Origin of the sequence: Mycetocola zhujimingii, assembly GCF_003065425.1 — a bacterium.
Classification (GTDB): domain Bacteria; phylum Actinomycetota; class Actinomycetes; order Actinomycetales; family Microbacteriaceae; genus Mycetocola_A; species Mycetocola_A zhujimingii.
Window position 1 is genome coordinate 38,902 of the sequence record NZ_CP026949.1, and the last position, 25,621, is coordinate 64,522.

General features: G+C 65.9%; 24 protein-coding genes. 8 read left to right on the forward strand and 16 right to left on the reverse strand.

All coding sequences use genetic code 11. The annotated features are described in order from the left end of the window. Positions 1–3 precede the first annotated feature (3 nt). Entirely contained in the window at positions 4–1,023 is a 1,020-nt protein-coding gene (locus tag C3E77_RS00200; RefSeq protein WP_108392838.1) for a LacI family DNA-binding transcriptional regulator, read from the reverse strand. 127 nt (positions 1,024–1,150) lie between these two features. Between C3E77_RS00200 and C3E77_RS00205 the strand changes: the two genes are divergently transcribed. Continuing rightward, entirely contained in the window at positions 1,151–2,917 is a 1,767-nt protein-coding gene (locus C3E77_RS00205; protein ID WP_108389811.1) for a glycoside hydrolase family 35 protein, read from the forward strand. Positions 2,918–3,021: 104 nt separating this feature from the next. Here C3E77_RS00205 and C3E77_RS00210 read toward each other — a convergent pair whose 3' ends face one another. The 10 genes from C3E77_RS00210 to C3E77_RS00255 form a co-directional block, all read right to left on the reverse strand. Further along, positions 3,022–3,924: a carbohydrate ABC transporter permease gene (locus C3E77_RS00210; protein WP_108389812.1), complete on the reverse strand. Its 903-nt coding sequence runs from the start codon at positions 3,922–3,924 to the stop codon at positions 3,022–3,024. Continuing rightward, on the reverse strand, positions 3,921–4,913 hold the full coding sequence (locus tag C3E77_RS00215) for a carbohydrate ABC transporter permease (RefSeq protein WP_234031237.1): 993 nt from the start codon (positions 4,911–4,913) through the stop codon (positions 3,921–3,923). Before C3E77_RS00215 ends, C3E77_RS00210 begins: the two co-directional genes overlap by 4 nt. An 85-nt stretch (positions 4,914–4,998) precedes the next feature. After that, positions 4,999–6,312, reverse strand: a complete 1,314-nt coding sequence (locus tag C3E77_RS00220) for an ABC transporter substrate-binding protein (protein ID WP_108389813.1) — start codon at positions 6,310–6,312, stop codon at positions 4,999–5,001. Positions 6,313–6,666: 354 nt separating this feature from the next. Then, complete coding sequence (locus tag C3E77_RS00225) at positions 6,667–9,030, reverse strand: ATP-binding cassette domain-containing protein (protein ID WP_108389814.1); 2,364 nt, start codon at positions 9,028–9,030, stop codon at positions 6,667–6,669. Next, on the reverse strand, positions 9,030–9,440 hold the full coding sequence (locus tag C3E77_RS00230) for a VOC family protein (protein ID WP_108392842.1): 411 nt from the start codon (positions 9,438–9,440) through the stop codon (positions 9,030–9,032). The genes C3E77_RS00225 and C3E77_RS00230 overlap by 1 nt, the downstream gene beginning before the upstream one ends. 5 nt (positions 9,441–9,445) lie before the next feature. Next, positions 9,446–9,895, reverse strand: a complete 450-nt coding sequence (locus C3E77_RS00235) for a helix-turn-helix transcriptional regulator (RefSeq protein ID WP_108389815.1) — start codon at positions 9,893–9,895, stop codon at positions 9,446–9,448. Between the two features lie 83 nt (positions 9,896–9,978). After that, the gene (locus C3E77_RS00240) at positions 9,979–10,779 is read right to left on the reverse strand and encodes a cytochrome c oxidase assembly protein (protein WP_234031238.1); all 801 of its coding nucleotides are present in this window, start codon (positions 10,777–10,779) and stop codon (positions 9,979–9,981) included. Positions 10,780–10,793: 14 nt separating this feature from the next. Then, positions 10,794–11,291: a DUF2243 domain-containing protein gene (locus tag C3E77_RS00245; RefSeq protein WP_108389817.1), complete on the reverse strand. Its 498-nt coding sequence runs from the start codon at positions 11,289–11,291 to the stop codon at positions 10,794–10,796. 131 nt (positions 11,292–11,422) lie between these two features. Then, complete coding sequence (locus tag C3E77_RS00250) at positions 11,423–12,154, reverse strand: hypothetical protein (RefSeq protein ID WP_146188108.1); 732 nt, start codon at positions 12,152–12,154, stop codon at positions 11,423–11,425. 77 nt (positions 12,155–12,231) lie between these two features. Continuing rightward, positions 12,232–13,302: an SDR family NAD(P)-dependent oxidoreductase gene (locus tag C3E77_RS00255; RefSeq protein ID WP_108389819.1), complete on the reverse strand. Its 1,071-nt coding sequence runs from the start codon at positions 13,300–13,302 to the stop codon at positions 12,232–12,234. A gap of 59 nt (positions 13,303–13,361) precedes the next feature. Here C3E77_RS00255 and C3E77_RS00260 point away from each other — a divergent pair, with 59 nt between their 5' ends. Then, positions 13,362–13,919: a TetR family transcriptional regulator gene (locus C3E77_RS00260; RefSeq protein WP_108389820.1), complete on the forward strand. Its 558-nt coding sequence runs from the start codon at positions 13,362–13,364 to the stop codon at positions 13,917–13,919. On the opposite strand, the gene C3E77_RS00265 is transcribed toward C3E77_RS00260, so the two are convergent. Then, positions 13,894–14,820: an LLM class flavin-dependent oxidoreductase gene (locus C3E77_RS00265; RefSeq protein WP_108389821.1), complete on the reverse strand. Its 927-nt coding sequence runs from the start codon at positions 14,818–14,820 to the stop codon at positions 13,894–13,896. The two genes, C3E77_RS00260 and C3E77_RS00265, sit on opposite strands and share 26 nt — an antisense overlap. Beyond that, positions 14,817–17,126 (reverse strand): LLM class flavin-dependent oxidoreductase, encoded by a 2,310-nt coding sequence (locus tag C3E77_RS00270; protein WP_108389822.1) that lies wholly within the window; start codon positions 17,124–17,126, stop codon positions 14,817–14,819. Before C3E77_RS00270 ends, C3E77_RS00265 begins: the two co-directional genes overlap by 4 nt. Positions 17,127–17,199: 73 nt before the next feature. Between C3E77_RS00270 and C3E77_RS00275 the strand changes: the two genes are divergently transcribed. Together C3E77_RS00275 and C3E77_RS00280 are read left to right on the forward strand one after the other, a co-directional pair. Next, positions 17,200–17,556, forward strand: coding sequence for a winged helix-turn-helix transcriptional regulator (locus C3E77_RS00275; protein ID WP_108389823.1), 357 nt, complete (start codon positions 17,200–17,202; stop codon positions 17,554–17,556). A gap of 112 nt (positions 17,557–17,668) precedes the next feature. Further along, on the forward strand, positions 17,669–18,784 hold the full coding sequence (locus C3E77_RS00280) for an SDR family oxidoreductase (protein ID WP_108389824.1): 1,116 nt from the start codon (positions 17,669–17,671) through the stop codon (positions 18,782–18,784). An 86-nt stretch (positions 18,785–18,870) separates the two neighbouring features. On the opposite strand, the gene C3E77_RS00285 is transcribed toward C3E77_RS00280, so the two are convergent. Next, positions 18,871–19,437, reverse strand: a complete 567-nt coding sequence (locus C3E77_RS00285) for a hypothetical protein (RefSeq protein WP_108389825.1) — start codon at positions 19,435–19,437, stop codon at positions 18,871–18,873. Between the two features lie 13 nt (positions 19,438–19,450). Further along, complete coding sequence (locus tag C3E77_RS00290) at positions 19,451–20,596, reverse strand: zinc-dependent alcohol dehydrogenase (protein WP_108389826.1); 1,146 nt, start codon at positions 20,594–20,596, stop codon at positions 19,451–19,453. A 316-nt stretch (positions 20,597–20,912) separates the two neighbouring features. Between C3E77_RS00290 and C3E77_RS00295 the strand changes: the two genes are divergently transcribed. Beyond that, positions 20,913–21,374, forward strand: a complete 462-nt coding sequence (locus C3E77_RS00295; protein ID WP_108389827.1) for a hypothetical protein — start codon at positions 20,913–20,915, stop codon at positions 21,372–21,374. Between the two features lie 3 nt (positions 21,375–21,377). Further along, positions 21,378–21,905, forward strand: a complete 528-nt coding sequence (locus C3E77_RS00300) for a hypothetical protein (protein ID WP_108389828.1) — start codon at positions 21,378–21,380, stop codon at positions 21,903–21,905. A gap of 329 nt (positions 21,906–22,234) precedes the next feature. On the opposite strand, the gene C3E77_RS00305 is transcribed toward C3E77_RS00300, so the two are convergent. Then, on the reverse strand, positions 22,235–22,705 hold the full coding sequence (locus C3E77_RS00305; protein WP_108389829.1) for an iron chaperone: 471 nt from the start codon (positions 22,703–22,705) through the stop codon (positions 22,235–22,237). Between the two features lie 166 nt (positions 22,706–22,871). On the opposite strand from C3E77_RS00305, the gene C3E77_RS00310 reads away from it, so the two are divergent. Together C3E77_RS00310 and C3E77_RS00315 are read left to right on the forward strand one after the other, a co-directional pair. Continuing rightward, positions 22,872–24,092: an MFS transporter gene (locus tag C3E77_RS00310; protein ID WP_108389830.1), complete on the forward strand. Its 1,221-nt coding sequence runs from the start codon at positions 22,872–22,874 to the stop codon at positions 24,090–24,092. 14 nt (positions 24,093–24,106) lie between these two features. Continuing rightward, the gene (locus C3E77_RS00315; RefSeq protein WP_234031239.1) at positions 24,107–25,606 is read left to right on the forward strand and encodes a YibE/F family protein; all 1,500 of its coding nucleotides are present in this window, start codon (positions 24,107–24,109) and stop codon (positions 25,604–25,606) included. Positions 25,607–25,621 lie beyond the last annotated feature (15 nt).

Consider the following 25,621-nt stretch of genomic DNA (forward strand, 5'->3'; position numbering starts at 1 on the left):
GGGTCACGGCTTCGGTGGGGCTGTGGACGCACGCACGATGAGTTCCGGGTGCAACCTTTCGGTTGCACCCGGTTCGCGCTTTTCGATCATGTCGATGACCCGCGTCGCTGTGGCGCGACCGACCTGTTCGAATGGCTGCCGAACCGTGGTGAGCGCGGGTGCAGCGTATGCCGCGAGGGCTATGTCGTCGACGCTGGCTACGGAGATCTCGTCAGGCACGATGCGGCCCGCTTCGTGCAGTGCCCGAATCACACCGAAGGCCATCTCATCGCTGGAGACAAACACCGCTGTCGCGTCGGGGATCGCTGCGAGGGTTCGGCCTGCCCGGTAGCCGGACTCGGGCGACCAGTCGGCGGGAATAACCGGGGGTGGGGTAATGCCGTGTTCTTCGAGGACGGCTTCCCACTCCTCGCGGCGAGCCTTTGATTCCTGCCAGAACTCGTCTCCGGAGACGTGCCAGACCGAACGGTGGCCGAGCTCGAGCAGGTATTCCGTGGCCATGCGGGCTATGGCTCGCTGATCGACGAGCGCATCGATCCCAGTGCTGTCTGACTGGCGATGACCGACGGTTGGCGTGCGCTCGGTGCGCGCTCCCAGGGCTTCGGCGAGGTAGCCGACCGGGGCGAGAAAGACGATCCCTTCGGAGCCCTGGCGCTCCAGCCGCTCGAATGCCTCCACGAAGGCGGCCGGCGCTGAGTGTTGTGGAACGCTCGCGGTGGTCACGGTGTACCCGGACTCCGCAGCGACGGCTTCGACGCCGAGCAGGATCGCGCTCGTCGAGTAGCGCCCGGACGAGACGAGGATGACCCCGAGGGTGCGGGTCCGACCTGAGGCGAGAGACGCGGCGGCCGCGTGGAGTCGGTAGCCGACGGCGTCGACAGCGGTCATCACGCGGCGGGCCGTTTCGGGCCGCACATTCGAATTACCGGAGATCACGCGGGAGACGGTCTGTGCAGAGACCCCGGCCGCGCGCGCGACATCGACCTGACTTGGCGACCGATCCTCCGGTGAACGACGTGGCATGCCCACCATCGTAGTGAGCGTTCACTCCGCCCGTACCCGCCGACCGGCTGGTCGCGGTAATCACGGTAATGTTAACGCAAACATTCTTTGGGGGCGATCCTGCCCGCGATCGGAGGACTGACCGTACATGAGTGCGACCATCACCCGGGACGTCACCGTCTCGCCAGCTGCCCTCACGTACAGCGACGACGTCCTCCTGAGGAACGGGCGGCCGCACCGGATGCTCTCCGGCTCGGTCCACTACTTCCGGGTGCACCCAGACCAGTGGGAGGACCGGCTGCGGCGCCTGGCCGCCATGGGCGCCAACACGGTCGACACCTACATTCCGTGGAACTTCCACGAGCAGGTGGAGGGTGAGCCCGATTTCGACGGGTGGCGCGACATCGAGGGATACATTCGACTCGCGGCAGAGATCGGTCTCGACGTCTACGTGCGTCCAAGCCCGTACATCTGCGCCGAATGGTCAAACGGGGGCCTGCCGACCTGGCTTACCGGGCGCACGCTCGCCGTCCGGACCAGCGACCCCGAGTTCCTGCGGTCGGTGGATTCCTGGTACGAGCACCTCCTGCCGCGACTGGCACCGCTCCAGGCGGCACACGGTGGGCCGATCGTGGCTTTCCAGATTGAAAACGAATACGGATCATTCGGATCGGATCGCGAATACCTCGAGCACCTGCGCGACGTCGTACGGGCGCACGGCATCGTTGAACTTCTCACAACGGCCGATGGAACAACCGCCGACATGGTCAGGAACGGTTCCATCGACGGCGTGATGCCGACGTTCACGTTCGGCACGGGTGTACCGGCGGCGCAGAGCCTGCTGCCTGAGGCGACCCCACTCCTCTGCAGCGAGCTGTGGGGCGGCTGGTTCGACCACTGGGGAGAGCGGCACCACGTGCGAGAGGCATCAAGCACGGCAGCAACCGTCGACGAACTCCTGGCTGCGGGCGGATCCGTCAGCCTGTATATGGCCCACGGCGGCACGAACTTTGGCCTGTGGAGTGGCGCCAACTGGGACGGCGTGCTCCAGCCGACCGTCACCAGTTATGACTCAGACGCACCGATCGCCGAGGACGGGCGACTCACCGCGAAATTCGAGGCGCTCCGGACGTCGTTCGCTCCATTCCACGATGGTCCGCTCCCTGAGCCCCCCGCCGAACCACGCTTCCAGCCAGCGGAATCGCTGCCGCTTGTGCCGGAGGCATCCCTCATGGCCGTCGTGCGCTCGGTGTCGGCCGGTCCGGTCCAACCTCGCCCACTGACGTTCGAGGACCTCGGCGTCGCTGACGGCCTTGTGGCCTACGAGAGCACTGTGCACCTCCCAGGGGAGACGGTCCTCGCGATCGATGGCCTGCACGATCGGGCCGTTGTCTTCCTCGACGGTGAACGCATCGCCGTTCTCGAGCGTGACGGCGAAACGAGCGTGCCTCTCGACGGACCCGCACGGTCGGCGGTGCTCACCATCGTCGTTGAGAGCCTCGGTCGCATCAACTACGGAGCAAAGCTGGGCGAACGCAAGGGCATCCTGGGGGGAGTTCTCGTCGGTGGACGACTGATCCACGGGTGGACCCACCGCGTACTTCCGCTCGACGGCGTCGTGGTCGGCGGCGCAGCAGGCGCTGACGGGTTCGCGAGCGCCGAACTCGAGCTGGAGGAGGCCGCGGATGCCTGGCTCGCCTTCCCCGGTGGTGTTCGGGGCATGGTCTGGGTGAATGGATTCCTCATCGGGCGCTATTCGGCGGTCGGGCCCCAGGAGACGCTCTACGCGCCTGCGCCGCTGTGGCGCGAAGGACACAACGAAGTCCGCGTCCTCGACTTGGACCGGCTTGGGACCGCGGTAGAAGTTCGGGACCGCGCGTCGCTCGGTGAGGTCGAAGAGTTCATCGGCTCGTAACGGTCGGCGGTTGCTGAACGGAACTCTTCCAGGCAGCAATGCGTCAGACACAACGAATGAGGCCCCGCGGCGCAACGCCGCGGGGCCTCTTTCGATTGGTCGGGTCAGCCCTTCACCGCTCCGGCGGCGAGTCCGGACTGGAAGAACCGCTGCAGGCTGAAGAAGAGCAGGATGAGCGGAATGACCCCGAGCAGGGCGCCGAGCATGACGGCACCCTTGTCCGGCGCAAAATAACTCACCATCCCGAACAGCCCGAGCGTCACAGGCTTGAGTTCCTGCGATGACACCATCAGGAGCGGCAGCAGGAAGTTGTTCCACGTGGCCACGAAGACGAACAGGAAGATGGTCACCATCGCCGGTCCGAGAAGCCGCAGGACAATGGTGAAGAAGATGCGCGCTTCACCCGCCCCGTCGATGCGAGCGGCCTCAAGCAACTCGGAGGGAACCGAGGACTCCGCGTAGACCATCGCCAGGAAGACGCCGAACGGCGAGACCGCTGACGGGATGATGATCGCCCAGGCCGTATTGACGAGGCCGAGCGCCTGGAACTCGAGATACAGGGGCACGGTCAGCAGGGCGACGGGCAGGAGTAGCCCTCCCATGATGAAGCCGACCGCCACCCGCTTGCCGGGGAAATCGAACTTGGCGATGGCGTATCCAGCCATGACAGCGAACAGGGTTCCGATGAGGCCGGCAGACAACGAATAGAAGACCGAGTTGCCCACCCACTGCCAGAACATGCCCTGGGTCCAGCTCATCAGGCTTTCGTAGTTCGTGACGAGATTCCAGTCGGCGAACCAGAACCCGAACGTCGACGACAGGTCGCGGTTGTTCTTCGTTGCGGCGAACATCACCCACACGACGGGTGCAACGAAATACAGGCTCGCGAGGAGGAGGGCGCCGATCCCGGCTACCCGGGCGATCGGCCCCGGCAGTACGGACTTCGGCGGGAGATCGGCGACGGGTGCGGCCCGGCGAGGTTTCGGGGTGGTGATGAGGGCGCTCACGCGCTTGCTCCCTTCCGACGCTGCAGCAGCGCGTAGACGATGGCGAGTGCTCCGGCGATCGCGGCCATCAGCAGCGAGTATGCCGAGGCAGGGCCGGTTCCCGACGGCGAGATCGCGCCCATCATCGAGTTGTATGTGAGCATCATCGGCGTGTATGCCTTACCCATCCAGGGGTTGGCTGCCTCCATGACGACCGGTTCGTTGAACAGCTGCACGGTGCCGATGATCGAGAGAAGCACGGCGAGGAGCGCGGCCGAGCGGACGAGCGGAACCTTGATCTTCATCGCGATCTGCCAGCCGCTTGCGCCATCGAGGCGTGCTGCCTCGTAGAGTTCACGCGGCACGGTCTGGAGCGCGGCGAGGAAGATGAGCATGTTGTAGCCCGTGTACGTCCAGGTGGTCATGTTTGACATCGAGAGCAGGACGGTGCCTGGGCCCATCAGGTCAGTTCCCTCGGGCAACAACTGCATGAAGGGGGAGACCTCAGGGGTGTAGAGGTAGAGCCACATCATGGCGGCGATAACCCCGGGGATCGCGTATGGCAGGAAGAAGGCCAGGCGGAAGACGGTGGGCCGACGCACGATGAAGGAGTCGAGGAGGAGCGCGAGGCCGAGCGCCGCGACGATCATCACGGGAATCTGGAAGAGCGCGTAGAGCGTCACCCTTCCCATTCCCAGCCAGAAGACCTCGCTCCCCAATGCGAGGGCGAAGTTATCGAATCCGACGAAAGTGTCGACGACTTCACCGCCGCCGTACAGGCCGTCGCCGCCCGGTTTCTGCGAGAAGAGCGCCGAGCGGATCGACACTCCGATCGGGACGAGGAAGACGACGACGAAAAGAACAGCGAATGGTGCCATGAACAGCCAGCCGGTCATGGCCTGCGAGCCGAGACGGCGTTTGCGTTTCACCGTGGTCGGCCGCGGAGCGGTGGCGGCGGGTTTCCGGTCGGGTGGAGAGCTGTCCGGAACGGCGCGGGTGGTCATGGTCATCAGCTGTGGTCTCCTTCAACCAGGAACGGCCGGCGGACCACATGATGTGTGGTCCGCCGGCGCGGTGTTTATTCTGTCGTTACCGTCACTTGGCGGTCGGCAGCCCGAGGTCTTCGAGGGTCTCGAGTGCTGTGGTCTTCGCTGTCGTGAAGATGTCAGCGACTGTCGCAGATCCACCCGCGACGTTCGAGGCTGTCTCGTTCATCTTGGTCAGCGAGGCGAAGCCCGGTGCGTAGACGAATTCGGGGTTCAGGTTCGCGGACGCCGTTGCCAGTTCCGCGAGAACATCCTGTCCACCGAACTGGCGGAGCATCTTCTCACTCGTCTCGGGTGTGCCGTTGGCCGCGATGACGAGGCCCTGTGAAGCGAGGTCATCGGTCTGCGTGTTGAACCACGCGTTGAATTCCATAGCTTCCTCGGGGTGCTCGCAGCCCTTCATGACGGCGACGCCCGAGCCGCCGTCGGGGCCGGTGACCTCTCCTGCGCCGAAGTCGGGGAGCTGCGCAACGCGCCACTGGCCTTCAGCGGGAGTTCCGTCGAGCGAGTCGAGCAGGAAGCCTGCTTCCCACGCTGCTCCGACGTGGCCGATGAGTGATCCGTCGTTCAGGGCCTGGGTGAAGCCTTCGCCCCAGCGCTCGGTCACGAGGGTCTGGTCGTTGTCGATGAGGCCCTGCCAGAATGCGGCGACCTTCTGGCTTCCGGGGCCTTCCGAGTCGACTGTCCAGCCCTCATCCGTCGAACCGAACCAGACATCGCCCGCCGCTGCGGACTGGGCGGACAGCCAGGACAGTGCTTCGTCAGGAGTGAAAGCGGCAGCGAACTTGCCTGCACCCGCTGCGGTAGCGGCCTGGGCGCCGAGCTCGTCGAGCGTCGTGGGAACGGTGAGGCCGAGCTCGGTGAATGCCGTCTCGTTGTAGTAGTACACGAGGGGGCCGGTGTCCTGCGGGAGCCCGACTACCGCGTCGCCGACGGTCATCATCGCGTACGCGCCGGCAGAGAAGTCGTCGGCGTACTTGTCAGCTTCCTCCGCAACGTCTTCGACGAGGCCCTTGACGAACATCTGCGGCACTTCGGAGTAGCCGACCTGGGCGAGGCAGCTGACGTTGCCGGCTTTAACATCGGTCTCGAGCTTCAGAATCATGTCGGTGGCTGCGCCGTCGAACTTCGTCGCTTTCACCTGGATGTCGGGGTTCTTCTCGTTCCACCGGTCGACGATCTCATTGACCGGGGTCATTCCTTCGCCATCGGGCAGGCGGTGAAGGTATTCGATCTTGACGGGCCCGTCAGACCCGGCCGATGTGTTCGACCCCTCGGTGCTGCAGGCCGCAAGCCCGAAGGCGGAAATCGCCGCCACAGCCGTGACGGCTGTGAAACGCGCGAAGCGAGTCCTGGGTGTCATCTGTCGCTCCTCTTTGAGAGATACCGCCCCGGATGGCGGGACGGATCGAATGCTGGCCCCAAGCGTTTCGTGCGTCGCCTCGCTGCCGAGCAAATGAATGTTTGCGCTAACACTACCGCGCGTATGCAGAAAATCAAAGAAGAGTGAATGACATTTGCTCAGGAAAGATAGCGCAACCAGCTGGGATTCAGCGCTCCTGTTGACCTGCTTCCGAGTGCCCGCGCTCGGCGGGGCTGTTGCGGAAACTGGTACCGATGAGGGCGAGCTGTCAGTGCCAGTTGATGTTCGACAGGGTGCGGGTGACGACGATCGGTTCGCCGCACCCAGTCAACAGCACGCGGCTGCTCGAGCGGCTCAGGCGCCGACGTAACTCGCGAGGTGCTCACCGGTGAGGGTCGAGCGGTGAGCGACAAGGTCAGCCGGCGTGCCCTCGAACACGATCCGCCCGCCGTCATGGCCCGCGCCGGGGCCGAGATCGATGATCCAGTCTGCATGCGCCATCACCGCCTGGTGATGTTCGACGACGATAACGCTCTTGCCCGAGTCGACGAGCCGGTCGAGCAGGCCGAGCAGATTCTCGACGTCGGCGAGGTGCAACCCGGTTGTCGGCTCGTCGAGCACGTAGATCCCACCCTTCTCGCCCATCTGGGTCGCCAGCTTGAGCCGCTGCCGCTCACCGCCCGACAGTGTGGTGAGCGGCTGGCCGAGGCTCAGGTAGCCGAGCCCCACGTCGGACAACCGCTCGAGGACCACGTGTGCCGCCGGCGTCCTGGCATCCCCCGATCCGAAGAACTCCTCGGCCTCGAGCACACTCATCGCGAGCACCTCGCTGATGTCGCGCCCACCGAGCGTGTATTCGAGAACGGATGCCATGAACCGCTTACCCTCACACACCTCACAGGGCGATTCGACAGTCGCCATCATGCCGAGGTCGGTATAGATCACGCCGGCCCCGTTGCAGTTGGGGCACGCGCCCTCCGAGTTGGAACTGAACAGGGCGGGCTTCACGCCGTTGGCCTTCGCGAACGCCTTGCGGATCGGATCCAGCATCCCGGTGTACGTTGCCGGGTTGCTGCGGCGCGAGCCCTTGATGGCGCCCTGGTCGATGGACACCACACCGGCACCGGGCGGAATCGAGCCGTGCACGAGTGAACTCTTGCCCGAACCGGCAACCCCGGTCATCACGACGAGCACGCCGAGGGGGATGTCGACGTCCACGTTCTTGAGGTTGTGCCTGGTCGCGCCCCTGATCTCCAGCGTGCCCGTTGCGCTCCGCACCTCGTCCTTGAGTGCGACCCGATCGGCGAGGTGACGGCCGGTGAGGGTATCGCTTGCGCGCAAGTCAGCGAGAGTGCCCTCGAAGCAGATAGCGCCGCCCGCCGATCCGGCTCCCGGGCCGAGGTCGACGATGTGGTCGGCGATCGCGATCATCTCGGGCTTGTGCTCGACCACGAGAACCGTGTTGCCCTTGTCGCGGAGCCGCAGCAACAACTCATTCATCCGCTGGATGTCGTGGGGGTGCAACCCGATGGTCGGCTCGTCGAAAACATAGGTGACGTCGGTGAGCGACGAACCCAGGTGGCGGATCATCTTGGTGCGCTGGGCCTCGCCACCCGAGAGTGTGCCAGCGGGTCGATCGAGCGAGAGATAGCCGAGGCCGATCTCCACGAATGAGTCGAAGATGTGCTGGAGTGCACCGAGCAAGGGGGCAACCGATGGCTCGTCGAGTGAGCGGACCCAGTCGGCGAGGTCGCTGATCTGCATCGCACACGCCTCAGCAATATTGACGCCGTCGATGCGCGACGACCGTGCGCCCTCGTTGAGCCGGGTGCCTCCACAGTCGGGGCACGTGGTGAACGTGACGGCCCTGTCGACAAACGCCCGAATGTGGGGCTGCATCGCCTCCCGGTCCTTCGAGAGGAGCGACTTCTTGATCTTGGGAATGAGCCCCTCGTAGGTCATGTTCATCGACTGGAGCGAGATCTTCGTCTGCTCCTTGTACAGAAAGTTGTCGCGCTCCTTTGTCGTGTACTCGCGGATCGGCTTGTGAGGATCGACGAATCCCGACTCCGAGTAGATCCGCACCATCCAGCCGTCTGCGGTGTATCCCGGAATGGTGAGGGCGCCGTCGGCCAGCGATTTGGAGTCGTCGAACAGCTGGGTCAGGTCGATGTCGTTGACCGTGCCCATGCCCTCGCAGCGCGGGCACATGCCGCCCGTGATGGAGAAGTCACGGCGTTCCTTGATGGTCTTGCCGCCGCGCTCGAGGGTGACAGCGCCAGCGCCCGAAATTGAGGCGACGTTGAACGAGAACGCCTGTGGTGGCCCAACATGCGGCTGGCCCACCTTGCTGAAGAGTATCCGCAGCAGGGCATTCGCGTCCGTTGCCGTGCCGACCGTGGAGCGGACGTTCGCGCCCATTCTTTCCTGGTCGACGATGATCGCCGTCGTGAGTCCCTCGAGGACATCGACGTCCGGCCGGGCGAGGTTCGGCATGAAGCCCTGGAGAAACGCGCTGTACGTCTCATTGATCATCCGCTGCGACTCCGCGGCGATTGTGCTGAAGACGAGGGAGCTCTTGCCGGAGCCGGAGACCCCGGTGAACACCGTGAGGCGGCGCTTGGGAAGATCGAGACTCACGTCCCTGAGGTTGTTCTCGCGGGCACCCTGCACCCGGATTCTGGTGTGCCCGTCGGCGATGTGTTGATCCCCGGCCACTAGCGAAGCTCCTGCAGGCGAATCAGGTTGCCAGCGGGGTCACGGAACGCGCAGTCACGGATGCCGTACGGCTGGTCGGTCGGTTCCTGGACGATTTCGGCGCCGCGAGCCTCGAGAGCCGCGAAGGTGTCGTCCAGGTCCGTGGTGGCGAGGTTCACGCCGAAGTAGCTGCCCTTGGCAATGAGATCGAGAATCGTCCGGCGTTCATCTTCGGTGAAGTCCGGAGATGCGATCGGCGGCATCAGGACGATCGAGGTGTCCGGCTGGTTCGGCGGTCCGACAGTGATCCAGCGCATGTCTTCATAGCCGACGTCGTTGCGAACCTCGAAGCCGAGGACGTCACGATAGAAGGCGAGCGAGGCGTCAGGGTCAGTCTGGGGAAGGAATGATTGGTGGATTGTGATGTTCATGATCGTCACGCTAGCTCCGGCTGTCGTGGCCGTGCTTCTCGATTCCTGACCGGTCTCGTCACCTGTTTGGCCACACACGGTGCCAGGCCGGCCGATGGGTGGATGGGCTCGCGCCGATAGACACTCGGAGGAACCCCCACCAGTTCGGTGAATCGGGTGCTGAATGTGCCGAGCGAGGAGCATCCGACGCTGAAGCACACCTCGGTGACGCTCAGGTCACTGTTACGCAGCAGCGCCATGGCCCGTTCGATGCGACGGGTCATGAGATACGAGTACGGGGAGACGCCATAGGCGAGTCGGAACTGCCGGCTCAGGTGCCCGGCCGAGAGGTGCGCACCCCTCGCGAGCCCCTCGACATCGAGCGGCTTCGCGTACTCACGATCGATCCGGTCCCGCACACGACGCAGAATTGCGAGGTCGGCGATGCGCTGGTTCTCGGCGGCACTGCTGGTCACACGCCCGATCGTGCCACGTCCGATTCGGCTTGTCCAGCGCCCCGGTGTGCGAGCGCGGCGCTGGGCAGTGGTCCGCCCCGGACCTAGCCGGAGGCCCGCATTCCGGGCTCGAGCGCCCGCGTCTTTCCTGCCGCGCGATACCACTGGAGGCACAGGATCACGATGAGTGCGGCATCCGCAACGTCACCGCCGTAATACATCAGCACGCTGCCCGACTGGGCTTCGGCGAGAGAAACCCCGGCAGGCGGATGCGCGTACAGATACTTGGAGAGGATGCCGTGACCGGCGAGGGCGGCCACCAGGACGACAGCCCGTAACGGGTAGCCCGCCCGGTGGGGGTTCGGGTCGACGCCGATGAGTGACGCGACCAGGAGATAGCCGGCGATGACGAAGTGCGCCGTGACCAGGAGGTGGAAGAACGAGCTCGATTGCATCAGCTCGTACAACTGCGTTGTGTAGAGCAGCCAGAGACTGCCGACGTTGATCACGGCTGCCGTCACCGGGTGCACGAGGAACCGGGCCGGGCGGCTCCGGAGCAGCCGCGACAGGCGGCGCGCCTGTCGAACATCGAGGGCACGCAACGCGAGGGTCACCGGGGCGGCAACGACGAGAAAGATCGGTGCGACCATGCCGGCGAGGAGGTGGCCAAGCATGTGGGCGGTGAAGCTCTCGTGTCCGGCGGTTGCGAGCGGTCCGATCATGGAGACCGTGACGACGAGAAGCCCCACAACCCAGCACGCCGTGCGCCAGAGCGGCCAGCTCCGACCCTGACCACGTGCAGCGCGGAGGCCGCCGAGATACAGCGCCGCCGCGGCCACCATGACGAGAGCAACGGCGTAGTCAAGAGCCGCGATGCCTGGTTCGCCGTGACCGTGGATTGTCACGTCGAGATGCATGGTCACGTCGAGCGAGCTGCCCCGCGCCTGGTCATGACGAGAAGCACGATCCCGGCGACGAGCATCAGGATCGCGGTGCCGTTCCAGACCAGGTCATAGACGAAGACGTCGGGGACGTATCGGATCTGGTGGATGCCGAACAGCTTGTGCTGAACCGTGCCGTCGTACAACTGGAATGCACCGGCGCCGACGAGGATGCCACCCCACCACCGCCGTGGCCAGAGCGCATTCCGGCGCCTGAGGTCGGCGAAGAGGAAGAGCCCGGCAATCGTGGCGAACCAGCTGATGGCGTGGAAGATGCCGTCGGAGACGAGGCCGACGTCCGGTGTGCCGAGATCGTAAAAATGGTGCCAGTGAAGCAACTGGTGGAACACGGCCTCGTCGATGAAGGCAACGATCCCCACACCGAAAAGAACACCGGACCAGGCGTTCTGCGCCGAGCGGGCCGCACGGGCGTCACGGGCGTCAGTCGTGTTCACTGTTGCCGGGGCGGATGCCATGGAAATCCTTCTGGTCAGGTGTGGAGCTTCCACCCTCGCTCGCTGCGGACGGAAAAGAAAGACGTTCCCATCCGGCCGGACATCTGTTAGCGCGTGCGAGACATCCGTCGCGTGTTCGAGCCGGGTGTCGCTCAGTAGACGAATCTGAGGGCGAGTGCACAGGCAATGGACTGCGACTCGATCTCGGCGTAGTCCAGCACCTCGCCGGTCGACACTTCCTCGCGGGCACCGAACAGTTCGGCGGCGCGGTGTGCAACCAGCGCCGCGTCGACGTCACCGGTGATGTCCACGGCGTTGATGCTGAGGTTCATGCCGTACTCATTGGTGGCCTGGCGACTGGTCCTGGTGATCACCGACACGACCTCGCGGTCGAGGCTCGCCTTGAGCGAGATGTCGGAACCGCGCGCGAGCACGAGTACCTGCGCGGGCTGGGCAAGGAGAGGGAGGAGCGTGTGGAGAGTCGCTGAGAGTGTCGACGCGAATTCCTTGCGGGCCCGGCGATCGCCGAGTCCAGCCGTATCGACGGTGAGAACCACTCCCGTTGCCTCATTCTCATGGAGCGACGCGGCGCAGGCAGAAATCTCTCGGGCTCGGATGGTGTCGACGCCGTGCTCAGAGAGTTCGGACACGATGGCCTCGAACGCGCCGCCCTCGTCGCCGAGCACCATGACGCGCGGTGTTGCCTCGGCGTATGACGAGCCGGTCCGGGCACGAGCGGGGGCTTCGATGTCCACGCGGAACGCTTCCCAGTCGACGGCCGGTGAATCGGAGTCGTCTCCGCTGGACCCGTCGCGAGCGATGGTTGCTGACCTGACTTTCCCGAACACGAGGGTCGAGCTTACACACAGAGCGCCGGATTCCATACGCGGCTCCCATCGGAAGCTCAGGAACAGCAACGGCCCGCGGTTTCCCGCGGGCCGTTGCTCAGATGACGCTGTGCTTACGCGGCGGACCAGCCACCGTCGCTCGCGAGGATGACACCGTTGACGTTCACGCCGTCATCACTGAGAAGGAAGGTGATGGACGCCGCGAGAGCGTCGCTCTCGACGGCATCCGGCATGACCGCCATTCCCGCACGGACGCGCTGCGCGCCGAGCTCTGACGCGAATGTCGCCTGGATGTTCGTGATCGTCGGCCCGGGGGCGACAGCGTTGACCCGCACGCCACTCGGTCCGTACATGAACGCACTGCTCTTGGTGAGGCCGACAACCGCGTGCTTCGACGCCGTGTATGCGGCGCCGGCAGCCGAGCCGCGAAGGCCGGCCTCTGACGCAACGTTGACGATCGAGCCGTACTCGCGAGCGAGCATGAACGGCGCAACGGCCCGCATGAGCTTCATCGTTCCGTCGACGTTGATCGCGAAAACGCGCTTCCAGATCGAGTCCGAGATCTCGTGCACCGGCGTCATGTCGTCCATGATGCCCGCAACGTTGGCGAGGGCGTCGATGGTTCCGCCGGCTGCCTCGATGATCGATGCGATCGCAGCATCGTCGGTGATGTCAGCAACGACGGGCACGATCTCTGCATCGGGCAGTTCGGCGACGAGCTCGTCCAGGCGCTCGCTGGAGATATCGACAGCGATGACGCGTCCGCCCTCGCGGGCAACGCGCGACGCGGTTGCGCGTCCGATGCCGGAACCGGCGCCGGTCACGATGACGGTCTTTCCGGTGAAGCGACCGGTGCTGATGCGCTCGACCCACTGCGGGCGCTCAACCGGTGCTGCTGCCGGCGTGTCTGAGTCGGCTGCCGGTGCGGCATCCGTTCCCGGTGCGGACTGGGGGGCGTCGCCGGCGGCGGCGCGCTCGACGAGCGCATCGAGCATCTCCTGCGTGAAGGAGCCCTTGCTCAACGTCACGAGGCGCTTGATGGCGAGGCGGCGGACCGGGCGCATGACCTCGGGGGTCTGTCCTCCCTGGGCGAGCATGTCGCGGAGGATGGCGCCGCCGACGGGGTGATCGATCCAGGTGCCGATCGCGGAGTCGGCGGTGAGGGGAGTGGCCGTGTTTGTCATGTGCTTCTTCCTGTCGGAGGTACATACCGGACAACTGTGTCCGGTTGTAGGCTACACCCGTGCCACCCACAGCAAAAGCGAACCGCGGACCCAGCGCAGGGCCGGAAAACCGGCGCGCGCTGATCGCAGCTGCCCGCGAGGTTTTCGCGACCGACGGCCTCTCGGCGCCGCTCAGCGCCGTCGCTCGCCGGGCCGGTGTCGGCCAGGGCACCCTGTACCGGCACTTCCCCGAGCGGATGGACCTCGCTGTTGCCGTCTTCGACGAGAACCTCACCGAACTCGAGGCGTTTGTCGACAACCCGGACTCGACGCTCGATGCCCTGCTCAACCTGGTCATCGAGCAGGCCGTCGTGTCGACGGCGTTCATCGACCTGATCTGGGCGAACTCACACGACGCGCGAGTGCTTCACCTGGGCGATCGGCTCCGGAGCATGGTTGAGCGAGAGCTCACCCGCGAGAAGGCGGCGGGGCGGATCGGAGCCCACGTCGACCCAGAGGACGTGCTGCTGGCTGTGTCGATGCTCGCGGGAGTTCTCGCCCGAACGGATGCCGACGACCGGCCGGCCGCCGGGCGCCGCGCCGTGACCCTGTTTACGCTGGCGTTCTCCCCGCGCTGACCCCGCGAGCAGAGCGCTCCCGCGCGACGTTCTCGCGGACGCCCGCTGCCACCTCGGCGAAGAGTTCTGTGGTGCGCGCGTCGTCAGTGACCAGGATGAAGCCCGAGGTCCCGTACTCAAGGGCGATGCCGGTGAGCTGGTCGATCCATTGGTTTGCCGGTCCGACGAGCAGTCCCTGTCCAGCGGCAGTGAACCGTCCCGCGACGTTGAGCAGCCGGCGAATGTCTCGCGGGTCCCGCCCTGCACGGGTCGCGCCGTCATCGATGTGGGCATTCATCGCTGTGAGATCGCGCGGCCCGCCTGGCAGGTAAGCGAGGGAGGGCATCCAGCCGTCGGCGGCGCGGCCCGTCATGCGGAGAATCCTCGGTTTGAGCGCGCCGACCCAGATGCCGATGTCGTGGGCGGGCTTCGGGCCCCGCTTGGCGCCGTCGACGCGGTGGAAGGAACCGTCGACGACCAGCCGACCGGGAGCATCCGCCGCCCAGATTCCGCGGATGATCTCGATCGCCTCTTCGAGAGCCTCGATCGACTCGCCCGGGGTGAGGCGCGTGCCACCCATCGCGACGATGGGGTCCCAGAAGCCGCCGGCGCCGATGCCGAGCTCGACGCGGCCGCCGCTGAGCAGATCGAGACTCGCGGCGCTGCGAGCGAGCACCGCTGGCTGGCGAAGCGGCAGGTTGAGCACGTTGGCGCTCAGCGAAATGTTCTCGGTCCTGGCCGCGGCGTATGACATCAGGGTCCAGGTGTCGAGGAAACCCGGCTGATACGGATGATCCTGGAAGGTCGCGAGGTCGAGGCCGGCGCGATCGGATACCACCGCCATCTCCACGGCGTGCATCGGCGGGTTGTTCGTGGGCGTGATGAACGTGCCAAAGAGCAGGTCGTGTCCATAGTCGGTCATGAGGTCGCCTCCGTGAGGGTCGCGTTACTGGGCGTCGGCGAGGTCGCCGCGGTGATGGGGAAGTTGTCCCGGAAGACGTGGTTCGGGTCGAAGCGTGCCTTGAGCTCACGAAGCCGGGTGAGCGTCTTCGGCGGGAACGCGTCGGCCAGCCGCTCGGGCCTCGTGTCGGTCTCGAAGCTCAGGTAGATGCCGTCGAAGAACGGGTACAGGGCCTCCCAGGCGGCATCGAGCCGCTGCCGGTTCGAGCCGAACGCGACAACCGAGAAGTTGGCGTTCCGGTGTGCGTACGCCGTGGCATCCGGATGGACGTCGGAAATCGCACCGCCGACCGCGCGGATCTGGAAGAAATAGACGATCCCGCTGGAGATGAGACGTGCCGCTTCGGCGGCAAACTCGGGGGTGATCTTCTCGAGCAGGCCGGTGCGTGTCACGGGCTGGCCCTGGCCGCCGTTGGACTCACCCTGCGCGTTGGCCATCACCGCCGCGTATGACGTCAGTTGAACGGACTGGCTGTAGAGCGGGGAGATGTTCGCGAAGGGCTGGAGCCGCTCGACGATGGTGCCGGGGTCACTGGAGTCGACCATCGCCATGATCTGGGCGACCGCGGGCTGGCCGGAGCGGGGAGGGCCCATGATCAAAAAGCTCGTGGTGTCACGGGGTGCCGTCTCGCTCAGGTGGCCCCAGGTCTCGAGGAAGCCGGCGGTGTCTGTCGCATCGAGCCCCAGTTGCGCCCAGCCGACGTCTCCGACCTCGTCCACCTCGAACTCGAAGGCGGTCACGATGCCGAAGCTCGCCCCCGCGCCGCGGATGGCCCAGAACAGGTCCGCGTTCTCGGTGTCGCTCGCGCGGACGAGCGAGCCGTCCGCGAGCACCATCTCCACTGAGCGGAGGTGGTCGATGGTGAGCCCGTGCTCACGTCCGAGGAACCCGACACCGCCAGCAGTGGCCAGCCCGCCGACGCCGACGCCGCCGTAGTCACCCGAGCTCAGCGCCCAGCCGTACGGGGCCAGCACTGCGGCGATATCCATCCAGCGCGCGCCCGGCTCGATGCGGACCCGCCGTGTTTGTTCATCGATGACGTCGATGCGGTTCATGTTCGAGAGGTTGATCACGATGCCGCCGTCGTTGGTCGACCTGCCGCTGATGCCGTGGCCTCCGCTCCGGATCGACAGCGGGAGTTCGGGGTGTTCGCGGGCGAACTCGAGGGCCGCGGCGACCTCTGCCGGGGTGTGAACCGGCAGGACGAGCCCGGGGGAGCCACCGCGCAGGTAGGTCGACTTCACCTTGGCATAGCCGAAGTCACCCGGCTCGATGGCGGCGTCGGCAAGAAGAGGCGGGACAGCGTCATAACGGATGCCCTCACGCCGTTTCGCGATCGCCGCCGACCTGCGGACGCGTGCGGTACGGGCAGGCTGGGGCAGCGCCGAGGTCACGGCCTCGCGCAGGGCGGGGACGACCTCGCTCGCGAATCGCTGCAGCACTGCGTCGTCATCCGACGCCAGGAGAATGCCGCTTGCACCCTGGTCGATCACCAGGGGAAGCAGGTCGTTTACCCAGTCCGAGGCGGCTCCGGAGAGGAAGCTGTTTCTGGTGTTTGAGAATGTTCCGCGGATCGTCACGAGCCTCCGCACCTCGCGCGGATCGCGACCTGCGGCGCTCGCCGTCTCGTCGAGGAGCCGGTTGCGTGCCGCAAAGCTGGCGAATCCCGAGCCGCCGATCTCGGTGAGCCAGCCGTCTGCTTTCTCTGCCGCGAGTCGCACCAGCTGTGGGGTCCCGCCGTGGATCAGGATCGGTACGTCGTGCGCTGGCGCGGGGCCGGGCTGCGCACCGTTGACCCGGAAGACGTCCCCCGTGTACCGAACAGTGCCGCGCTCGCCGACAGCCCACATGCGCCGGATGATGTCCAGTGTCTCCTCGGCGACCTCTGCGCTCTCCGCCGACTCGGCGGCATCCGCTGTGCTCTCGGCGCCGAGCGCAACCGTGACTCTGCCGCCCGACAGAAGGTCGAGGCTTGCGGCAGCCCGCGCGGCAACGGCCGGAAAGCCGGAGGGGTCGACGGCGAGCTGCGCGAGGAGGCCGATCCGGTCCGTGGTCCCGGCGATCCAGGCGAGGAGTGTCGCGTGATCGAGCCCCGCGGTCGTGGGTGACGAATCGTCGGGCGCGGAATCGTCCGACGCGGAATCATCGAACGCAAGGAGGTCGAATCCGAGGCGTTCCGCGAGCAGGGCTCGGTCGAGGACCGAGTCAGGCTCCGTACTCCCGGTTGCGAGAGCGACGCCGAAGATAAGGGGGTGGCCGTAATTCATGCTCATACTCTGACGGACCATGGACATCGCCACCAACACGAGGTAAGCTACTTACCTCAAGTAAGTGGGGATCATGCGCGCAACGAATTTTGAACACATCAATGACGACGAGTGCCGACAGTTTCAGGATGCCGTCGAACTCGCCGGACGCAAATGGAACGCCGCGATCCTGCTCGCCGGTGCGCGCGGAGCGCGGCGCTTCTCGGAGTACCGCGAGAGCATCGATAGCATCTCAGACCGGCTGCTCTCGGCGCGCCTTCGCGAACTCGAACTCGAGGGCCTGATCGAGCGGGACGTTACTCCGACCACGCCAGTGATGATCAGTTACACCCCGACGGAGGATGGTCGCAGGCTCATCACCCTGATGCATCCCCTGGTGCTCTGGGGGAGAAACCGGGCAGTGAAAACCCCGAGCGCGCTGAGCGCGTGATCGTCCGGGTTCGTCAATTCGACAGGTCCCGGCAGGTGCGGGTGGGCTGTTCCGCGGCCCGAGTTTCGCTTGCCGGGGAATAGCGCGGGGAACCACAGCGTTATCGCTCTGAATGACTTCGAATACCCCACAGCCCGATCCCTCTGACCGCACCACCACCGAAGGACGCAACGCGCTCGTGGTGGGCGCGACCGGAATCGGAGGGTCCGCACTGGTCGATCTGCTCACGCAACAGGGGTGGCCGGTCACGGCGCTTTCACGGCGACCCGGCGCTGAGCGTGAGGGTGTCCGTCCGCTTTCCGCCGATCTTCGCTCGGCCGAGGACCTCGCTCGCGTACTGGCCGATGAGCGACCGACTCACGTCTTCTTCACCGCCTGGTCCCGGCAGGCGACCGAGGAAGAGAACATCGCCGTCAACGGCGGAATGGTTCGCGATCTGCTCGCGGCGCTGTCTCACGCGCCGCTCGAGCATGTCGCCCTCGTCACCGGTCTCAAGCACTACCTCGGCCCGTTCGAGGCGTACGGACAGGGGAACATGCCCGACACTCCGTTCCACGAGGAAGAGGCGCGACTCGACGCCCCGAACTTCTACTACGCGCAGGAAGACGAACTCTTTGCCGCGGCTGAGCGAGACGACTTCACCTGGTCGGTGCACCGCTCTCACACGGTCATTGGCCACGCCGTCGGCAACGCTATGAACATGGGGCTTACCCTCGCGGTCTACGCGTCAATTTGTCGCGAACTCGGCACCCCGTTCGTGTTCCCTGGTTCGCTCACGCAGTGGAACGGCCTCACCGACATGACGGATGCCACGGTGCTCGCCGAGCAGATGCTCTGGGCGTCGACGTCGCCCGCGGGGCGCAATGAACCCTTCAACGTCGTCAACGGTGATGTCTTCCGCTGGCGCTGGATGTGGACGCGCCTCGCCGAGTACTTCGGTGTCGAGCCCGTTGGCCCCGTCGCGGAGCCCAACCCGCTCGAGCAGCAGATGGTGGACGCTCAGGACGTCTGGCAGCGGATCGTGGAGAAGAACGGGCTCGTCGAGTCCGACCTCGGCCGCATCGCCTCCTGGTGGCACACCGACGCCGACCTGGGCCGCGAGATCGAGGTCGTCACCGACATCAGCAAGTCACGGCTGGCCGGCTTCACCGTGCACCACCGCACTGTCGACTCGTTCACCGCGCTCTTCGACCGCTACCGGGCCGACCGGCTCATCCCGGGGGCGTAAGTCCCCGCCCCGGCTGGCCGGTAGCTCTCGGGCACTCCGGCCAGCCGGGCGAAACCTTTTCCCGTACGCGATTGCGTGCGGGAGCTTTAGCGTTTGGCGATCGCCTTGACGCCCCAGACGACGGCGCCCGCCGCGGCAATCCACGGACCGGCGACGAGGATCGGGTCGATCCACTGGTGGTTGAGGTCAACCCGCTTACGGCCGAAGCGCGATGAGATGCCGCCGCGGGTGAACTCGCTCAGCACGCCCGTCTCGGTGATCGGGTTGTCTGGACGCAGGGTCGCGAAGGAGCGCAGGTGGCTCTCGACGGCATCCACCCGGTCTGCTCCAAGCAGGATCAACCAGTGCGCGGCACGACCCTCGCTGTATTTGGCGTAGGCGAAGCGGCGGAGCATGCCCGAGAGGCCGCGCAGCGGCGCCGATGTGCCGAAGACCGGGGTCAGGAACTTGTGCTCAATGGAGCGCTCGCGCGGGACTTTCTCTTCCTGGCGGTCGGGGAAGTCCCAGTGGGCGCCGGTCGCGCTCGGATCGAATCGCTCCCGCGGAACCGACGGGCGGTCCTTCGGGTCGAGGTCGGCACCCCAGCCGGGGATGCGGGCGCGGAGTTCGTCGCTCGATTCGGGAGGCGTCGGGTGCTCAGCTGTGTACGGCATTCTGGTTTTCCTCTCAGGCGCCAGGAACGATGACGGGCTTGATGCAGTCATCGAGTTTCGCGGAGAACATGTGGTACCCCTCGGCGATGTGCTCGAGCGGGATGCGGTGGGTGACGATGTCGTTCGGCTTGAGGTATCCGTTCTGGATGTGCTCGAACAGGCGCGGCCACTGGCGCTTCGCAGGCGCCTGGTTCATGCGGAGCGTGAGCCCCTTGTTCATCGCATCGCCGAATTTCACGGCACTGAACATCGGGCCATATGCGCCCATGACCGAGACCGTACCGCCCTTGCGGACCGAGTCGATCGCCCAGTTCAGGGCGATGGGAGAGCCGCCCTGCAGCTTGAGTTTCGCTGCCGTCACGTGCTGGGTGAAGTTGCCATCGGCTTCGGCACCGACGGCGTCGATCACCACGTCTGCGCCGAGGAAGTCTGTCGCCTTCTTCATCTCAACCACGATGTCGTCGTACTCGGCGAAGTTGCGGGTCTCAGCGTGAGCAAAGGTGCGGGCCTTCTCGAGGCGGTACTCGAGGTGGTCGATCACGATTACCCGGCCGGCACCCATGAGCCACGCAGACTTGGCGGCGAAGAGGCCGACGGGGCCCGCTCCGAAGACCGCGACGGTGTCGCCCTCGCTGATGTCGCCGAGCTGGGCACCGAAGTATCCGGTCGCGAGCGCGTCGGTGCACATCAGGGCGTCTTCGTCCTCGAGCCAGTCCGGAATGACGGAAGGTCCGACATCCGCGAATGGCACCCGAACGTACTCGGACTGCCCGCCGTCGTACCCGCCACACGTGTGGGAGTAGCCGTAGATGCCGCCGACGGCCGTGGCGTTGGGGTTGACGTTGTGGCAGTTCGAGTAGAGGCCGCGCACACAGAAGTAGCAGGAGCCGCAGTACACATTGAACGGCACCATGACGCGGTCGCCGACCTTGAGGTTCTGGACTGAGGAGCCGACCTGCTCGACGACGCCGATGAACTCGTGTCCGAAGGTCATCCCGACCCGTGTGTCCGGCATCATGCCGTGATACAGGTGCAGGTCGGAGCCGCAGATGGCCGCGAGAGTCACACGGATGATGGCGTCGTTCGGATGCTCGATCGGCGGCATCGCTTTTTCCTCAACCCGAACCTTGTATGGTCCGCGGTACACCATCGCTCGCATCAGCTCTCCTGTCGTTCGTCGATGACAGCTAGGGTCACATCGCCCGGCCCGGATCGGCAGGGGGTTGAACTGCCCGGCGGAGGGGGATATAGGCGACAGCGCTCGGGCCGGGAACTCGGGCCGGCGAGCCGCGGCATCGTGCACCGGCGCCCATGGGCGCCCGGCCACACCCTCGGCACACGATGCCGCCGCGCGCCTCGTGCAGGAGATCGCACGGTTGACAGGATGCTTTCGCCGATTGTGTCCTGATAAGCGCGCGATCTCCTGTTAACCGTGCGGCCCGAGTCAGGCGCCCGCGCTCGCTAGGCTGAGAAACATGACCCGATTCGGTCCCCTCGAAGCCCGCGGAAACACCCTCGTTCTCGGTGACGCAGGCGGTCATCACGCCGAACTGACGGCATCCGCTCTTGTGCTGCGTGAATTCCAGGAGGAGCCCGTCTCGATCGACTGGTCACGCGTCGAGCAGGTGACGCTCACTGTGCCAGAGACCCGATTCCGGCTGCCCGGTTTGGCAACCACCGTCGGGCTGGTGGTTCTCGGCTCCATGTCCGGCGACATGGGTGTCGGCACGGAAATCGACGACGGCACACTGCGCGTATCGGTTGCCGGCGCAGACCCCGTCGAAATGCCGATCACGCGACACCACGTCGGTGGCTACTGGGCGAAGAGCGTGCGGGCAGCGACCGCCCTGCTGAACCGGCTCGGCACCGACCCGGAAGCGCGCCAGCTGCTCACTAACCCCGAGAGGGTCGTTAGGCTCCTCGCGTCAGGACGATGACGGATGCCGTCCGCTGACAACGACGAAATCATCGCCGAGATCCGCGCGGTTCTCGATCGTGCCGTCGAGCGGTTGAGTGCGGCTGGGGCGCGCGACGAGGCGCTCGCCGAATGGGTGCCCGAGCACCGGGTCCTGCTCATTCCGCGACCGCCGGTGTTGCGTTCGCTCGGGCGGGTCTGGCGGCTCGGGGTGTTTTTGCTCGGCGCCGACGGCACCCTCTACGAAACCGGACTGACGACGCGAGCACTCGAGCCGGGTCGCCCGGCTTTCCAGTCGCAGTCGGCAGAGCAGCGCCGGGCGTACCGCGCCGCGGCATCCCGCGGTCGATTCGCCAACGGCGAGACGGTGAACTTCGACGCGGTCCCCGTCGTGCTCGACGCTGAGGTGCTGGCGAGTTCACCCGGCCGGCTGTTTCTTGAGGGAGGCCGGGCGCTGGTGCGCTGGAGCACTACCGGTGCGGATGCCGTGGACTTCGCGACGTACCTCGCTGACCGGGTCGAGTTGCTCGCTGAGCCGCCGGCCGGGGCCTGACGGTCGGGGGTCTGACGGTCGGGGTCTGACGGCTGAGGAGTCGCCGACCTGGGTTGCCAGACATCGCCCACCTGAGTTGCGCGAGATAAGGACATCGGCCCGAGACAAGGACAAAAGCACCGGTTTCGTCCTTATCTGGGCGCTATTGCCTTCCCTCGGGTCGCACGATTATCAGAAGATGGTACGAGTTACAGGATGCTCTGGGGCAGTTTGGTCCTGATAACCGTGCGATCTCCTGTAACCGTGCACGACGGCATCCGCTCGCTCTACCGTGCGATCTCCTGTAGACCGCGTGCGACGGCATCCGCTCATCGGCCGACACGCGGTGCTCAGCCGACCGCCCGCTTCACCAGCGCGGCGATCCGCGTCTCGTCCTCGGGCGTCAGCGATGTGATCGCGAAAGCCGACGGCCACATGGTGCCGTCGTCGAGCGCCGCACTGTCGTTGAAGCCCAGCGTGGCGTAGCGGGTGTTGAATTTGTCGGCCGGCTGGAGGAAGCAGAGCACGTTTCCGCCCCTGGCCCAGGCGGGCATGCCATACCAGGTCTTCGGCAGGAGTTCCGGCGCGTTTTCGACGATGATCGCGTGCACCCGCTCGGCGATGGCGCGATCAGCGTCTGACATTTCGGCGATTTTGGCACGCAGTTCCGCCTCACCTTTTTCCCGTGCTTTGGCATCGCGTTCGTCGCGTCGCGCCTCGGCCTTGAGCTCACGCGCACGTTCCTTCATCGCCTCGCGCTCTTCGGCTGAGAATCCCTCGGTCTTCGTGCCCTCTGGCGCTGCCTTCTCGGTGTTGCTCATGTGCGGGTTCCTTCCCGGGTTGTGTGCCTGGCTCCATGCTAGGAACCGAGCGCGGCATCCGCTTCTCGAATTCTGATCGTTCACGCGGGTCGCATAGGCTGGGCAAATCGCGCGCCGCACACTGCCGTCGGCCACTCACTCCCACATATCTCGATCGGCGACGCCTGTGTCCTCACCAACGACAGCACCGACTGACAGCCCTGCCTTCCCCTGGATCGGGCTGCTGACCCTCGCCGGGGCGATTTTCGTGTCGGTGACGAGCGAGTTCCTGCCGACGGGCCTTCTGCCCGAGATGGCCAGTGACCTCAACGTCGGCCTCTCGACGGCCGGGTTCCTCGTCACGGTGTTTGCGGGAACCGTCGTAATCGCGACAACTCCGCTCGCCGCCCTCACGAGGAGGTACTCTCGCAAGAGCCTCGTCGTCGTCGTGCTCCTCGTGCTCGCCCTCGGTAACGTGCTCGCCGCCCTCGCGCCGACCTACGAGATCCTCGTCGGCGCGCGCATCCTCGGTGGTCTCGCCCACGGGTTGTTCTGGGCGGTTGTCGCCGCGTACTCCGCCCACCTCGTCCCCCGGCACCAGCTCGGCAAGGCCGTCGCCATCACCGCCGGCGGCGGATCAGCTGCCTTCGTCCTCGGCGTCCCGGTGGGGACCGCACTCGGTCACTCGCTCGGCTGGCGGATGGCGTTCGGCATCATCGCGGTGATCATCGTGATTCTCGCTCTGGCTGTAATCAAGTTCCTGCCACCGGTGAACCACCACGTCGTCGTCAAGACGGGCGAGATCCCGGTGCCGCTGCGCAAGGACCGCAGCATCCGCGGCATTGCACTGCTCTGCGCCGTCATCGTCATCATCATCACCGGGCAGAACATCTACTACACGTACATCGCGCCGTGGCTGATCGACGCTGCCGGGTTCCCTGAGACCTCCGTTGCTTTCCTGCTCTTCATCTTCGGTGGTGCGGGTGCGGTCGGTCTCGTCCTCGCCGGTTTTGCCTCTGACCGGTTCCCGAAACGGGGCTTCGCCGTTGCACTCATCGCGATCATGGCAGCGGTTCTCGTGCTCGCCCTGTGGTCGACGCACCCCGTCGTCGTCGTGGTGGCGTTCGTGGTCTGGGGTGTCGCTTTCGGCGGGATCCCCGCCATGCTTCAGACCCGGATGCTGCACACCGCCTCATTCCGCACGCGCGACCTTGCTGCGGCCCTGCAGACGACGGCGTTCAACATCGGTATCGGTGGAGGGGCGCTTCTCGGCGGGTTCCTGCTCGACACCAGGGGACTGCAATCACTTCCCATCGCCCACGTCATCTTCATCGCCGTCGGCTTCATTCTGCTCGTGGGAAGTGACGCCATGCGCGCTGCCCGCGCCCGTCGACCGCTCACCGTCTGAAAACCGGAATTCACGTGACTCACTCGCACTCGCATTCGTCCGCCGCGCCCACCTCGGACGCCATCGCCACCCGCCGCCGGGCCAATCGCCTCCTCGCCGCCATCCTGATTCCGCTCACCCTCCTGACCATCCTCGGGATGGCGCTGCTCTGGCCGAGCGGATCGAGCGACGACGTCGAGGTCGGCAACCCTTACTCGGTAGCCGGAGGCACGGGTTTTTCAACGGGAACCGTGGAAAGCATGAGTGTCGCGCCCTGCCTGTATCCCTCGGCGAACGCACCGGAGGGACAGCAGTGCACCGTCGTCAGCCTCACCCCCGACAGCGGTGACGACGGCACCATTGATGTGGAAGTGCCGCCGGAGGTGGGCCGCGAGGTCGACCTGTCCGCCGGCGACCGCATCCGTTACCTGGACCTGGGCGCGCGCGTTGACGACCCGGCAGCGCGCTATTCGTTCGTCGACTTCGTTCGCACAGTGCCGATGGCGCTCCTCGCGGCGGTTTACGCCCTCGTCGTGATCGTCGTTGCCCGGTGGCGCGGGTTCCGGGCGCTGCTCGGTTTGTTCGGCGCCTACCTCGTGGTGGCGAACTTCATCCTGCCCGGGCTCGTCGAGGGTAAACCACCGTTGCTGCTCGGCCTGGTCGGGTCGAGCCTCATCATGATCGCCGTGCTGTACTTCGCGCACGGGTTCTCGGCGCGGACATCGACGGCCCTGCTCGGCACGATCTTCGGGCTGGTGATCACCTCGCTTGTCGCGGCCTGGGCAACCGGGGCCGCGAACCTCACCGGGCTCAACGACGAGGCCGATTACACGCTGTCGTACGCCGCAGACTCCATCTCGCTGTCCGGCATCCTGTTATGCGGGCTCATCATCTCCGGCCTGGGTGTGCTCAACGACGTGACGATTACCCAGTCATCTGCGGTCTGGGAGATGCACGAGCTGGCGCCCGAGTCGAGTGCCAGGCGGCTCTTCGCCGGTGCGATGCGGGTGGGCCGTGACCACATCGCCTCGACGGTCTACACGATTGTGTTTGCTTACGCGGGTGCGGCGCTCCCGCTGCTGATCCTGCTCTCGCTGCAGGACCGGCCGTTCCTCGAAACGATCTCGAGCGGTGAGCTCGCCGAAGAAATCGTGCGCACACTCGTCGGCTCCATCGGCCTCGTCCTCGCCATTCCGGTCACAACCGGCATCGCGGTGCTCGTGGTCAAGGCCGTCGGCTCACAAGCGGGTTCGCGGGTGGGCTCAGCGGCTTCATCGCCGACGCCTTCGACGACGGATGCCGCCGGCGACGCGACATCCGAACCTCACGAAGCACAGGCGGCTGGCGTCACCGGCAGGTCGGACGCTTCGACGACGGTCTCTGTGTCGCCGTTTGAATCATCGATCGTGACGGCCCCGGGTGTTGTCAGGTCGGCAGGCCTTCTCGATGCGTCGGAGGCACCGCCAGCCGACGACGAGCCCCTGACCAGGCGAGAGCGCCGACTGCGTGAAGACTCGGGCGACTCTGAGTCCTGAGTCCGACCCGCTCCC